At 72.8% G+C, this 12,444-nt stretch carries 12 protein-coding genes; 7 read left to right on the top strand and 5 right to left on the bottom strand.

Going from position 1 to position 12,444, the window contains the following annotated elements; genetic code table 11:
* Positions 1-55: 55 nt before the first annotated feature.
* Positions 56-1,720, bottom strand: coding sequence for a urocanate hydratase (gene hutU / locus ACGFNV_RS11900; RefSeq protein WP_393621594.1), 1,665 nt, complete (start codon positions 1,718-1,720; stop codon positions 56-58).
* A gap of 111 nt (positions 1,721-1,831) precedes the next feature.
* Between hutU and ACGFNV_RS11905 the strand changes: the two genes are divergently transcribed.
* From ACGFNV_RS11905 to ACGFNV_RS11925, 5 genes are all read left to right on the top strand, one after another.
* Positions 1,832-3,235 (top strand): diaminopimelate decarboxylase, encoded by a 1,404-nt coding sequence (locus ACGFNV_RS11905; protein WP_393621596.1) that lies wholly within the window; start codon positions 1,832-1,834, stop codon positions 3,233-3,235.
* 180 nt (positions 3,236-3,415) lie between these two features.
* Positions 3,416-3,817 carry a hypothetical protein gene (locus ACGFNV_RS11910; protein WP_393621598.1) on the top strand — a complete coding sequence of 134 codons (402 nt, stop codon included), beginning with the start codon at positions 3,416-3,418 and terminating at the stop codon, positions 3,815-3,817.
* Positions 3,814-4,713 (top strand): transcriptional regulator, encoded by a 900-nt coding sequence (locus tag ACGFNV_RS11915; protein WP_393621600.1) that lies wholly within the window; start codon positions 3,814-3,816, stop codon positions 4,711-4,713. Before ACGFNV_RS11910 ends, ACGFNV_RS11915 begins: the two co-directional genes overlap by 4 nt.
* 34 nt (positions 4,714-4,747) lie before the next feature.
* A complete protein-coding gene (locus ACGFNV_RS11920) occupies positions 4,748-5,236 on the top strand; it encodes a roadblock/LC7 domain-containing protein (RefSeq protein ID WP_393621602.1) in 489 nt (162 codons plus the stop codon).
* A gap of 19 nt (positions 5,237-5,255) precedes the next feature.
* Entirely contained in the window at positions 5,256-5,630 is a 375-nt protein-coding gene (locus ACGFNV_RS11925; RefSeq protein ID WP_133928643.1) for a hypothetical protein, read from the top strand.
* Positions 5,631-5,660: 30 nt separating this feature from the next.
* Here the strand turns inward: ACGFNV_RS11925 and ACGFNV_RS11930 are convergent, their stop codons facing one another.
* The 4 genes from ACGFNV_RS11930 to ACGFNV_RS11945 all read right to left on the bottom strand — a co-directional run bounded on the left by ACGFNV_RS11930 (position 5,661) and on the right by ACGFNV_RS11945 (position 10,438).
* The gene (locus ACGFNV_RS11930; protein WP_393621604.1) at positions 5,661-6,245 is read right to left on the bottom strand and encodes a hypothetical protein; all 585 of its coding nucleotides are present in this window, start codon (positions 6,243-6,245) and stop codon (positions 5,661-5,663) included.
* A gap of 106 nt (positions 6,246-6,351) precedes the next feature.
* A complete protein-coding gene (locus ACGFNV_RS11935) occupies positions 6,352-7,194 on the bottom strand; it encodes a MurR/RpiR family transcriptional regulator (protein WP_393621605.1) in 843 nt (280 codons plus the stop codon).
* A gap of 95 nt (positions 7,195-7,289) precedes the next feature.
* Entirely contained in the window at positions 7,290-9,671 is a 2,382-nt protein-coding gene (locus ACGFNV_RS11940) for an FtsX-like permease family protein (protein ID WP_393621606.1), read from the bottom strand.
* Complete coding sequence (locus ACGFNV_RS11945; RefSeq protein ID WP_393621608.1) at positions 9,671-10,438, bottom strand: ABC transporter ATP-binding protein; 768 nt, start codon at positions 10,436-10,438, stop codon at positions 9,671-9,673. The genes ACGFNV_RS11940 and ACGFNV_RS11945 overlap by 1 nt, the downstream gene beginning before the upstream one ends.
* A gap of 111 nt (positions 10,439-10,549) precedes the next feature.
* Here ACGFNV_RS11945 and ACGFNV_RS11950 point away from each other — a divergent pair, with 111 nt between their 5' ends.
* Entirely contained in the window at positions 10,550-11,773 is a 1,224-nt protein-coding gene (locus tag ACGFNV_RS11950) for a sensor histidine kinase (RefSeq protein ID WP_393621610.1), read from the top strand.
* Positions 11,758-12,405 carry a response regulator gene (locus ACGFNV_RS11955; RefSeq protein ID WP_393621612.1) on the top strand — a complete coding sequence of 216 codons (648 nt, stop codon included), beginning with the start codon at positions 11,758-11,760 and terminating at the stop codon, positions 12,403-12,405. Before ACGFNV_RS11950 ends, ACGFNV_RS11955 begins: the two co-directional genes overlap by 16 nt.
* Positions 12,406-12,444: the final 39 nt, after the last annotated feature.

A 12,444-nucleotide genomic window follows, 5' to 3' on the forward strand; every position in this document is an offset into this window, starting at 1 on the left:
GCGGGCGGACCTTTCGCGGCTGTGGGCCGTACAGGCTGTGGGCCGCCGACGTCACTCACGTCCCCTCACCCTCACGCATGGGCACCCGCACACCCCGCTCATCGGCGACCGACTCCGCGATGTCGTACCCGGCATCCACGTGCCGGATCACCCCCATCCCGGGATCATTGGTCAGCACCCGTCGGATCTTCTCCCCACCCAGCTTCGTACCGTCGGCGACGGTCACCTGCCCGGCGTGGATGGACCGCCCCATCCCGACGCCGCCCCCGTGGTGGAGGGAGACCCACGACGCTCCCGACGCCACGTTCACCATCGCGTTCAGCAGCGGCCAGTCCGCGATCGCGTCGGAGCCGTCGAGCATGGCCTCCGTCTCACGGTAAGGAGAAGCCACCGACCCGCAGTCCAGGTGGTCGCGCCCGATGGCCAGCGGAGCGGCCAGTTCCCCGCTCGCGACCATGTCGTTGAACCGCTCACCGGCCTTGTCCCGCTCGCCGTAGCCGAGCCAGCAGATGCGCGCGGGCAGGCCCTGGAAGTGGACCCGCTCCCCCGCCAGCTTGATCCAACGCGCGAGGGACTCGTTCTCGGGGAAGAGGTCCAGGATCGCCTTGTCGGTCTTCGCGATGTCGGACGCCTCGCCCGACAGCGCGGCCCAGCGGAACGGGCCCTTGCCCTCGCAGAACAGCGGCCGGATGTAGGCGGGCACGAAGCCGGGGAAGGCGAACGCGCGGTCGTACCCGGCGAGCTGTGCCTCTCCCCGGATGGAGTTGCCGTAGTCGAAGACCTCCGCGCCGGCGTCCAGGAAGCCGACCATCGCCTCGACGTGCCGGGCCATGGACTCGCGGGCGCGGGTGGTGAAGCCGGCCGGGTCCTTCGCGGCGTAGGCGGCCATGTCCTCGAAGGCGACGCCGGTCGGCAGGTAGGCCAGCGGGTCGTGGGCCGAGGTCTGGTCCGTGACGATGTCGACGGGGGCGCCCATGGCAAGGAGCTGTGGGAGGAGGTCGGCGGCGTTGCCGAGGACGCCGATGGAGAGCGGCCTGCGCTGGTCGCGGGCCTCGACGGCCAGCTGGAGCGCGTGGTCGAGGGAATCGGCGCGCACGTCGAGGTAGCGGTGCTCGATGCGCCGCTCGATCGCCCGGGGGTCGCAGTCGACGCAGATCGCGACGCCGTCGTTCATGGTGACGGCGAGCGGCTGGGCGCCGCCCATGCCGCCGAGGCCGGCGGTGAGGGTGATCGTCCCGGCGAGGGTGCCGCCGAACTTCTTGGCGGCGACGGCGGCGAAGGTCTCGTAGGTGCCCTGGAGGATGCCCTGGGTGCCGATGTAGATCCAGGAGCCGGCGGTCATCTGGCCGTACATGGTCAGACCCAGCTGTTCCAGTCGCCTGAACTCCTCCCAGTTGGCCCAGTCGCCGACGAGGTTGGAGTTGGCGATGAGGACGCGCGGGGCCCACTCGTGGGTCTGCATGACGCCGACGGGGCGGCCGGACTGGACGAGCATGGTCTCGTCCTGCTTGAGGGTGCGCAGGGTGCGGACCATGGCGTCGAAGGAGCGCCAGTCGCGGGCCGCCTTGCCGGTGCCGCCGTAGACGACGAGCTTGTCGGGGTGTTCGGCGACCTCGGGGTCGAGGTTGTTCTGCAGCATGCGCAGGGCGGCTTCCTGCTGCCATCCCAGGGCGCTCAGTTCCGTACCGCGCGGCGCTCGGACGGGGCGGGGTCCTGACATGGTCTGCCTCCTGGAGGTTGCACGAGTTATTCACATCCTGACTTCCTGAATAGACCTAGTCAATACATCGGGGTGGCGACGCGCCCGCGTCGTGGGTGTTTGGCTGGATGTGTGAGCACGGGCATCGGACGGACGGGGGACGCGGTGGAAGACGAGAACGGTGCGGGCGAGGCGCGGGCGGCCCGGCGCGACGAGGCGGTGCGGGCGGCCGTCGAACAGGGGCTGCTGGGCCCCGGCACGCCCCTGGTGGGCCTGCTCGACGTCACCGGCATCCGGGAGTCGGCGGCGGCGCTGCGGGCGGCGTTCGACGCGGTCGTGGCGCCCGGGACGCCGGTGCTGCATGCCTTCGCGGTGAAGGCGACCCCGCTGGTGCCGGTGCTGCGGCTGCTGCGCGAGGCGGGGATCGGCGCGGAGGTGGCGAGCCCGGGCGAGCTGGCGCTGGCGCGCGCGGCGGGGCTGCCGCCGGCCCGGACGGTGCTGGACTCCCCCGCCAAGACCCCGGCCGAGCTGCGGGAGGCGCTGGCCCTCGGGATCGCCGTCAACGTGGACAACCCGCAGGAGCTGGACCGCGTGGACGGCCTGATGAGGTCGGCCACCAGCCGCTCCCCCCTCGGCATTCGGGTGAACCCGCAGGTCGGAGCGGGTTCCATCGAGGCGTTGTCGACGGCCACGGCGACCTCGAAGTTCGGGGTGGCGCTGCGCGACGAGGGAGCGCGCGAGTGGGTCGTACGGGCGTTCACGGAGCGGCCCTGGCTGACGCGGCTGCACGCGCACACGGGGTCGCAGGGCGTTCCGCTGTCGCTGATGGCGCAGGGCGTCGGGGAGACGTACGCGCTCGCCGAGGAGATCAACCGGCGGATCGGGCGGCGGCAGATCGACACGATCGACATCGGCGGTGGGCTGCCGGTGAACTTCTCCTCGGACGTGACGACGCCGACGTACGCGCAGTACGCGCGGCTGCTGCGCGAGGCGGTGCCGGGGCTGTTCGACGGGCGGTACGGGCTGGTCACCGAGTTCGGGCGGTCGCTGCTGGCCAAGCACGGCACGGTGGTGGCGCGGGTGGAGTACGCCAAGAGCGCGGGTGGACGGCCGGTCGCGGTCACGCACGCGGGCGTGCAGGTCGCGACGCGGACGGTGTACGTGCCGGCGGCGTGGCCGCTGAGGATGGCGGCGTACGACGCGAAGGGCCGCCCGAAGGAGGGCCCGGCGGTGGTGCAGGACGTGGCGGGTCCCGCCTGCTTCGCGGGCGACCTGCTGGCGCGGGGGTGCGCGCTGCCGCTCCTCGAACAGGGTGACTATGCGGTGGCGCCGGACACGGGCGCGTACTACTTCGCGCACCACTACGCGTACAACTCCCTCGCCCGGCCCGGGATTTACGGCTTCGCCCCGGACGGGTCCGGGGGTGTCGCCTTCGCGACGGTGCGTGAGCCGCAGACGCCGGAGGAGATCGTGGCGGAGTCGGGAGGGGCGCACGCTGCCGCGCTCACCACCCTGCCGACGCCCGGGCGCCGTTGACGTAAGCCCGTGACCTGCGCAATTGATACGTGATCAACTCCGCTGAAAACGACGTCAGTTGACCCATGCTAGCCACTGGGCGCATGTTCCACCGGAAAATGCCAGAACACTCACCCGCCGCACACACGTTGCGTAGTTTCACTGTCACTCAGCCGAACCCCAGGCGGGAGGGGAGCGACGGTGCCCGGAATCGACGAGTGCCTACTGGAGGCCATGCGGCTGCCCGGTGCGTTGGGCGCATCACTGGTCGACTGGACGAGCGGGCTGGCCCTGGGCACGGTCGGGGACGCCCCGGGCGGTGACCACGAGGCGTCGGCGGCCGAGGCCGCGGAACTGGCGCGGCTGGCCGCCGAACAGCGGGCGTTCGCGCCCGGTGACGACGCGGGGGAGGCGGGCCGCCCGGACCCCCCGGTCGAGGACCTGATCATCAGCAACCGGGACAGCTACCACCTGCTGCGGTTCGTGCCGACGTCGTTCGACAGCAGTGTGTTCCTGCACCTGTGGCTGGGCCGCACGGACGGCAATCTGGCGCTGGCCCGCATCAGGCTGGGCGAGATGGCCGGACGGCTGGTGCTGGGATGACCGTGGTCGGAACGACTCCGCCGCCCCGGCTGCCGGTGCGGAACAAGACGGCGCGGACCGAGACCGCGCGGACCGATACGACGCGGAACGAGACGGCGTGGAACGAGACGGCGCGGACCGAGACGGCGTGGACCGACACGACGGCCTGCGAGCACGCGGCGACCGCCCTCTCGCCGATGCTGACCCGGCTCGCGGCCGAGCGGGCCACCGGTGTCCTGGTGCGCGAGTGCGGCACGCTCTACCTCGCCGACGGCCGTGTGGTGCACGCCGAGAGCCCGCTGGCCCCCGGCCTCGACGTCCTCCTCACGGCCCACGGCACGCTCGACGCCGAGAGCTGGCGGCAGGCCACGGACCGGGCCGACGAACGGCACGGTGCCGGCCGTCTCCTGCTCGACGCCCGGCGCGTCACCCGGGGGACGCTGGAGTTGTGCCACCTCGGGGCGCTGTACGACGCCGCGTACTTCGCGCTGGCGCCCAGCAGCACCCCGGGCCGCTTCCGTTACGGCACCGGGCACTGGCTCGGCCCCGTACGGCCGGTCCCGGTCGCGGCCGTGGAGCGCGAGACACTGCGCCGCCGCGAGCTGCTGCACCGCATCTGGCCGGACCCGTGGGCGGACAGCGCGCCGCTGATCCGGACCGCCCCAGGCCCGGCCCCCGCGGTGCCGCCCCGGCAGGTGGCGGTCCTGGCCCTGGTGGACGGCGCCCGCTCGGCGCCGGACATCGCGCGGGAGCTCGGCCGGCCCGCGTTCCACACGCTGGTGGACGTACGGCGCCTGACGGCGGCGGGGCTCGTGACCCCGCACGTCCCGCCGCCCGCCCCCAGCCCGTTGCCCGTCGTCACCGACACCGACATCACCCTGCTGAAAAGGCTCAGGGATGCGCTGGAGGCCCTTTGAACGGCAAAGCCCGCGTGCCGAGAGGAGTAACCCGATGGCGGCCGAGCCCCAGATACTCGACGAACTGCGCCGACTGAGATCCCGCGTGCCACAGGTCAACGGCGCCCTGGCGGCCAGCGTGGACGGGCTCGTCCTCGCCCACGACACACCCGGCGTCGAACCGGAGCACGTGGCCGCGCTGACCGCCGCCGCGCTCGGCGTGGCGGTGCGGATGGCGGACGCCACCGGCCGGGGCGACCTGCGCGAACTGCTCGTGCGCGGCGCGTCCGGCTACGTCGCCACGTACGCGGCGGGCCGCACCGCCGTGCTGACGCTGCTCGCCGAGGACCGCGTCAACGTGGGCCGCCTGCACCTGGAGGGCCGCCGCGCCGGCGCCCGCATCGGGGAGCTGGTGGACGCCGAGATCGCCGCCCGGGCGGCGGCCGCCGAGAGCGTGGCCGTCAAGCCGGCTCCCCCACGGACCAGACCCACCCGCGTGCCGCGCACCACTGCCACCAACGCGCGCACCACAACCGAGAGTTGAGAGGAACGAGGAGACCACCATGGCCAACACCGAGACCGCACTGAAGGAAGCGCTCGCCTCCATCGAGGGCGCCACCGGCGCCGCGCTCGTCGACTACACCAGCGGGATGGCGCTGGGCACGATCGGCGGCGGCAAGAGCTTCGACCTCAATGTCGCCGCCGCCGGGAACACCGACGTCGTACGCGCCAAGATGCGCACGATGGAGCACCTCGGCCTGAAGGCCGAGATCGAGGACATCCTGATCACCCTGTCCGGCCAGTACCACCTGATCCGGCTCCTCAAGGGGCGGGGTGGCAACGGCCTCTTCCTCTATCTGGTGCTGGACGCCACCCGGGCGAACCTGGCGATGGCCCGGCACCAGCTCAAGCGGATCGAGGAGGACCTGGAGGTCTGACCCCGGCTCAGGGGTCCTCGCACGGGCCTCTCAGACCAGCGCGGCGGTGCGGCGCCGGGCCCCTCCCGGGGCCGCGTCGCCCGCCGCGATGCCGGTTCCGCGGTACGCCTTGACGGCCTTGCCGGCCGGGCGGCCGCCGCGCCGGTCCAGCCAGTCGACGCGCACCCACAGCAGCGCGTCACCGGCCCGCTCGCGCCGCCCGAGCCACGCGGCCTTCAGCCGCAGCCCGGCCCCGCACCCGGCCAGCAGCATGCCGCCGGCCGCGGGCACGGCGAACGCGCTGCCGAGCGCGGCCACGAAGGCGAGCAGCAGCCACCAGCGGTGCCCCCGGCGCCAGTTGCGTACGGTCACCGCACGGTCCTGCAGCACGTCGTGCTTGCCCGCGCGGGCCGCCGAGCGGGCGAGGTCGGCGTACCGCCCCCGCCGACGGACGGCCACGAAGGCGAGGGCGAGCAGGAACAGCGCGGCCCCCGCCATGACCCCGATCCGCCGTCCGGTGATGCCGGGCACCAGCACCCCGATGCCCGCCGCGAACACTCCGAGCCACCACAGGGGCGCCGCCCCGGCCCGTACGACGACCGCCACCCGAGCCAGCCCCTGACCTCCGCGTGCCACGTCCCGCCTCCTCGTCGCCTTCGTCCCAGCCGTCGACACGGCCTTCTCGGCCGCGCAGATTAGCGAGCGAAGGTGAGACGAGTCTGAGAGCGACACCGCCCGGCCGTCACTCCACGAACAGCCCCCGCGCCGCCGCCCGTGTGTCGAACTCCTCCAGCCGCGCCTGCGCGTCCGGCAGGTCGTCGCACATCGCCTCCAGGAGCACGCGGCCGAGCAGCATGGGCGCGCAGGCCGTGTCGAAGGCGAGGCCGGTGCCGACGGCGGCGGGCAGCAGCAGGTCGGAGAACTTGGCGACCGGGGCGAAGGCGGAGTCGGCGACGGTGACCACGGTCAGCCCCGCCTCCCGGGCGTAGCCGAGGGTGTCGACGACCTCGCGGGGGTGGCGCGGCAGCGCGAAGCACAGCAGCGCCGAGGCGCCCGCCCGCACGGCCGCGTCGATGCGGTCGTGGATCATCGTGCCGCCCTCGTTGAGCAGCCGTACGTCCGGGTGGACCTTGGCGGCGAAGTACGCGAAGCCGTACGCCTGGGAGGCCGCGGCACGCAGCCCCAGCACGGGCAGCGGGCGGCTGGCGGCGAGGACCTGCCCGGCCCTGTGTACCGGCCCCGGGTCGGCCAGCAGCTCCGCCAGGTGCCGGAGGTTCTCGATCTCGGCCTCGACGGCCTGCTGGTACTCGTTGTACGAGGCCGCCTGCGCCGCCTGTTCCGTGGGCGCGACCTCGCGCAGGTGCCGGCGCAGCGCCGGGTAGCCGTCGAAGCCGAGGGCGACCGCGAACCGGGTCACCGACGGCTGGCTGACCCCGGCCAGCTCGGCCAGTTCCACGCTGGACAGGAACGGCACGTCGGCGGCGCGGCGCACCATGCAGTGGGCGATGCGCCGCTGGGTCGGTGTGAGCCGGCGCCCCTCGAAGAGCGCCTGCAGCCGTCCGGCAGGGCTGTCGGTCACGCCCATCACGTGCTCCCCCTTGACCTATTCAGGCACCATCAACTCTGCATGCCGTTATACAGGCGAACGCGCGTCGGCGCACGACCGAGGGCCGGGCCGTCCTACACCGCTGCATGGCGCATGGTCCGCCAGGTGACGACCGTGCTCGCCGCGACGGCCAGTCCGAGGCAGCCGGCGATCACCGCGGTGACGGTGGGCAGGTCCAGGTGCAGGTCGACGTCCGTGGAGGTCGCCTGGGACAGTCCGGACGCCATGCCGGCCAGCGGGCCCAGGGTCACCAGGAGACCGAGCGCCGCGCCGACGGTGGCGACGAGGGAGGTCTCGGCGACGGAGAACACCAGCAGCTGCCGTACCGTGGCGCCGGCCGACTTCATCACGGCGAAGTCGCGGCGCCGGCTGTGCGCGGCCATGGCCATGCTGTTGGCCACGGCGATACCGCTGTAGCCGACGGCGATGACGATGAGCATGGTGGCGAGGCTGTCGGTCAGCTTGGCGTCGGTGTCGTAGTCGTCGAGCGCGTACCGCATCGCGTCGTGCACGGCCGTGCCGGGGACGGCGGTGGCGGGCTCGGCCGTCGGCGGGACGAAGATGTCGTCCGTGAGCGCGGCCGGGTCGTGCTCACGCACCAGCGCGCGGGCCACCACGAAGTCGCCGCGGGCGGGGTCGTCCGCCAGGACCTGTGCGATGCGCAGCTTCACCGTGGTCCCGTCGGCGAACCGCACGTCGTGCTCGTCCCCGGCCCGCACGCCCAGGAAGTCCGCCGTCCGCTCGCCGAGCACGGCCTGGCCCGGCTTGTCCCAGCGCGGGTCGCGCGAGCCGAGCGCGTCGACGACGGAGAGCTCGCCGCCCTTGTCGCGGACGAAGGCGCGGGTCGGCAGCGCCGCCTTGCCCACGGGGTTGGCCGCGACCACCTCGTCGGTGTTGCCCGGTGTCCCGTCCGGCGTCACGATCAGCTGTCCCTCGACCTTGACGGCGTCGCCCGCCGGGTACGCCACGCGCATGGTCTCCACCATGCCGCTGAGCAGGACGGCGAAACCGACGGCAGCGATCACCGGGGCGGCGAGGGAGGCCGACCGGCGCGCGTCGGCCCGCAGTTCCGCCCGCGCGAGGAGCGGGGCGGCCGAGCCGAACCGCTCGAACGGCCGGGCGAGGGCCCGCCCGACAGGGCCGACGACCACCGGGGCCAGCAGCGCTGCCGCCACGATGAGCACCATCGTCGCGCAGATCGCCATGTTGATGCGGCTGTCGGCGGCGACCGAGGCGGTGGCGACGGCGAACGCCACGCCGAGGCCCAGCACGCTCAGGCCGCCGATCCAGCGGGCCCGGCTCATGGTCCGGTGGTTCGCCCGGCTGTCCAGCAGCGCCTCGATCGGCGCCACCCCGGCGGCCTCCCGACTGGCCGACCAGGCCCCCAGGACGCTGACACCGACACCGGTCGCCGTGGCCGTCAGCAGCGGCCACATCGACACCCGGAGGGTGACTTCCGGGGGCATGACGTCCAGCCCGTCGAGGATGTCACGCAGCAGCGGCGCGGCACCGACGCCGGCCAGGCAGCCGGCCAGCGAGCCGAGCAGGCCGATGACGCCCGCCTCGCCCAGGATCATCCGGCGCACCTGCCGGGGCGTGGCGCCGATCATCCGCAGCAGGCCGATCTCGCGCCGCCGGAGCCCGGTCGCCAGGACGAGCATCGACGCGACGACGAAGACCGTGGTGAACAGGCCCAGGATCGCCATGGCGGAGATGAGCTGCGTGCCGAGGAACCGCTTGTGCTCCACGTACTCCGGCTGGAGCACCGAGCGGCCCTCACCGGTGACGACGGTGCCCTTGTGTCCGACGACCGCGGCCGCCTTGGCCTTGACCGCGCCGACGGAGGCGCCCTTGTCGGTGAGGATCGCGAGAGCGCCGACGCCGGGCTGCTGCCGGGCGGCGAAGTCGTCGGTGAAGTAGTAGCCCGGACCGTCGACGGTGCCGACCACGCGGAACGGGGTGCGGCCGGCGGTGATGTTCACCGTGAGGGTGCTTCCGGCGGCCACGCCGAGCGACCGGTCCACCACGACCTCCCCGTTCGTGGCCGGTGCCCGTCCCGTGACGAGCGCGTACGGTGCGAGCCGCGCGCTGGACCAGCCGTGCCCGGCCTCCAGGGCGCCCTCGTCCGCCACGGGCTCCCCGCCGCGGAACGCCTGGGCGTAGAAGGAGCGGTCCATGACGACGGAGGCGGTGCCGGGCATCTGGCGCAGCCCTGCGACGAGTCGCTCCGCCTCGCCCTTGCTCCACGGCACCCGGTCCTCGGGGCTGCCGCTCTCGTCGACCGCCTGGTCGGGGACGGCGATCAGGGGAGCGCCCGCGAGCCGGGACTGGACCTCGGGGAGGGAGGAGTCGTAGATGATCAGGGTCGTGGCGATGAGAGCGACACCGACCACTACCGCGGCGAAGGCCGCGAGGAAACTGCTCCAGCGCTCACGGACGTTGGCGAAGACCAGCATCACGCCTCCAGTCGGGCCATGTGGGCGGCGATCGAGGAGGCGTTGCGGCTGTCGGAGTCGCGACTGAGGGTGACCCGGTCCGTGACGCGGCCGTCCTTGAGGAACACGACCACGTCGGCGACGGCGGCCGCCATGGGGTCGTGGGTCACCATGAGGGTGGTCTGGCCCTCGTCGTCGACCAGCATGCGCATCATCCGCAGCACCTCGCGCGAGGTGACGGTGTCCAGGGCGCCGGTGGGCTCGTCCGCGAACAGCACGTCGGGCCGGGTCACGAGCGCGCGGGCGAGCGCGACGCGCTGCTGCTGGCCGCCGGACATCTCGCTGGGGCGGTGTCCCGCCCGCTCGGACAGCCCGACCGCGGCGAGCGCGCCGGCGACCTGCCCGGGGTCGACACGGCGCCCGGCGAAACGCGACGGCAGCTCCACGTTCTGCGCCGCCGTCAGTGACTCGACCAGGTTGAAGGCCTGGAACACGAAGCCGATGTGGTCGCGCCGCAAGATGGTGCGCTCCCGCTCGGTCTTCCGGCCGATGTCGACGCCTGCCACCACCACCCGGCCCTCGGTGGGCCGGTCGAGTCCGGCGGCACACTGCAGCAGTGTGGATTTCCCGGAGCCGGACGGCCCCATGATCGCCGTGAAGGTTCCGCGGGGAAAGCCGATGGACACGCCGTCGAGTGCGGTGACCGAGCGGTCGCCGGCTCCGTGGACCTTGCGTACGGCGTGGAGCTGGACGGCGTCGGATGCGGACACCTGGCTGGTAGTGGTCATGGCGTCGATTCCAGCGGACCGGCCCACGGCCCGGCACTGACCTGCGCTCTACTCACCAAGTAGAGCTGGCTCTACCGCAGTTGGCGGCCGCTCTGGGCTACCGTGAGGCTCATGCGTCCCAGAACGGCTTGGCAGGCCATGGCTCAGCGGCCGCTGAGATTCCTGACCTCCGGTTGGCCCTGGCGCTCCCTCGGATACCTGGTCACCGGTGTCGTGGTCGGTGCGGCCGCCACGGCGGTGTTGGTCACCGGGCTGGTGGCCGGTCTGTCCCTCCTGATCGTCCTGGTCGGGGTGGCCCCGCTCGTCGGCGTGGTGCTGGCCTCGATCCCCGTGGCCGCGGTCGAACGGCGGCGGATGCGCCTGGTCGACCTCGACGTGATGCCGAACCCGCACCGGGCACTCGACGGCGTCGGCTTGCGTGCCCGGGTGCGGACCCGCCTGGCCGAACAGGCCACCTGGCGTGAGCTGTCGTTCACACTCATCTCCGCGGCGGCGCTGTGGTGGCTCGACCTGCTGGTGCTCGCCTTCTGCTTCGCCCTGCCCTGTTTCATCTTCGCGGCGCTCGAGGACCCCGCGACCTGGCCGTGGGCGGTCTTCGGCGCGTTCGTACTGCTCGCCTCGCCGTACACCGTGACGTCCTGGGCGGGGGCGCGGGCCGCGCTCACCAGGACCTTCCTCGCCCCGCGCGGCGACGAGCTCGGGGAGTCGCTGCGGGAGGTGCAGGCGTCGCGGGTGCGGCTCATCGACTCCTTCGACGCGGAGCGCGTACGCATCGAGCGCGACCTGCACGACGGGGCGCAGCAGCGGCTGGTGTCGCTCGGCATGACGCTCGGTGTGATGCGGCTGGACATCCCGGAGGGGTCCGCGCTCGCCGCCCAGCTCACGGCGGCCGAGGAGCAGCTCTCCGCCGCCCACCGGGAACTGCGCGATCTCATCCGGGGCCTCAATCCCCCCGTGCTCGCCGACCACGGGCTGGTCGCCGCCGTCCAGGACCACGCGAGCCGTTTCCCCGTCCCGGTCACCGTCGATCTCCAGCTGCCGGGCAGACTTCCCCGGCAGTTGGAGACCAACGTCTACTACCTGATCAACGAGGCCATGACGAACATCGCGCGACACAGCGGCGCCAGGAGTGCCAAGGTCCACGGCCGTTACCACTCGGACCTGCTGGTCCTGGAGATCACGGACGACGGACACGGCGGCGCGGACCCGGACTCCGGCAGCGGACTGACCGGCCTCGCGGACCGGCTCACCGCGCTGGAGGGCCGGATGCGGGTGTCCAGCCCGGCCGGGGGCCCGACCCTGCTCCATGTGGAGATCCCATGCCACTTCGGGTGATCGTCGCGGAGGACGCCGTCCTGCTGCGCGAGGGTCTGGTCAGCCTGTTGCAGCGGTTCGGCCACGAGACGCTCGCCGCCGTCGGCGACGCGGAAGAGCTCGTCGCGGCGGTCCACACCGAGCGGCCCGACCTGCTGATCACGGACGTACGGATGCCGCCCGGGAACGCGGACGACGGGCTGCGGGCCGCCGTCGCCCTGCGCGAGACGTACACCGGACTGCCGGTGGTCGTGCTCAGCCAGTACGTCGAGCGGTCCTACGCCCTGCGGCTGCTCGACTCGTGCGACGGCACGGCGGTGGGCTATCTGCTGAAGGAACGCGTCGGTGCCGTCGCCGACTTCATGGCGACGCTGGACCGCGTGGCCACCGGCGGGACCGTGGTGGACCCGGAGGTGATCCAGCAACTCGTCAGGCTGCGCCCCGATCCGCTGGAGCGCCTCAGCGCCCGCGAGAAGGAAGTTCTCAGCCTGATGGCTGAAGGACGTTCCAACGCGAACCTGGCGGCACGGTTGTTCATCAGCGAGGCCGCGGTGAACAAACACATCGGCAATATCTTCAACAAACTCGATCTGCCGGTGGATACGGACGGACATCGCCGTGTCCTGGCGGTACTGACGTTCCTCGGAGCATGAAGACGGGGGATATCCCCCGTGCGGTCGGCGCCGACGCTC

The sequence above is a fragment of the Streptomyces sp. NPDC048751 genome (assembly GCF_043198595.1).
GTDB lineage: Bacteria > Actinomycetota > Actinomycetes > Streptomycetales > Streptomycetaceae > Streptomyces.

Excerpts from the sequence above, each read along its gene's own strand:
- hutU (WP_393621594.1), bottom strand. The coding sequence starts at position 1,720 with ATGTCAGGACCCCGCCCCGTCCGAGCGCCGCGCGGTACGGAACTGAGC.
- ACGFNV_RS11915 (WP_393621600.1), top strand. The coding sequence starts at position 3,814 with ATGACCGTGGTCGGAACGACTCCGCCGCCCCGGCTGCCGGTGCGGAAC.
- ACGFNV_RS11920 (WP_393621602.1), top strand. The coding sequence starts at position 4,748 with ATGGCGGCCGAGCCCCAGATACTCGACGAACTGCGCCGACTGAGATCC.
- ACGFNV_RS11925 (WP_133928643.1), top strand. The coding sequence starts at position 5,256 with ATGGCCAACACCGAGACCGCACTGAAGGAAGCGCTCGCCTCCATCGAG.
- ACGFNV_RS11935 (WP_393621605.1), bottom strand. The coding sequence starts at position 7,194 with ATGGGCGTGACCGACAGCCCTGCCGGACGGCTGCAGGCGCTCTTCGAG.
- ACGFNV_RS11940 (WP_393621606.1), bottom strand. The coding sequence starts at position 9,671 with ATGCTGGTCTTCGCCAACGTCCGTGAGCGCTGGAGCAGTTTCCTCGCG.
- ACGFNV_RS11945 (WP_393621608.1), bottom strand. The coding sequence starts at position 10,438 with ATGACCACTACCAGCCAGGTGTCCGCATCCGACGCCGTCCAGCTCCAC.
- ACGFNV_RS11950 (WP_393621610.1), top strand. The coding sequence starts at position 10,550 with ATGCGTCCCAGAACGGCTTGGCAGGCCATGGCTCAGCGGCCGCTGAGA.
- ACGFNV_RS11955 (WP_393621612.1), top strand. The coding sequence starts at position 11,758 with ATGCCACTTCGGGTGATCGTCGCGGAGGACGCCGTCCTGCTGCGCGAG.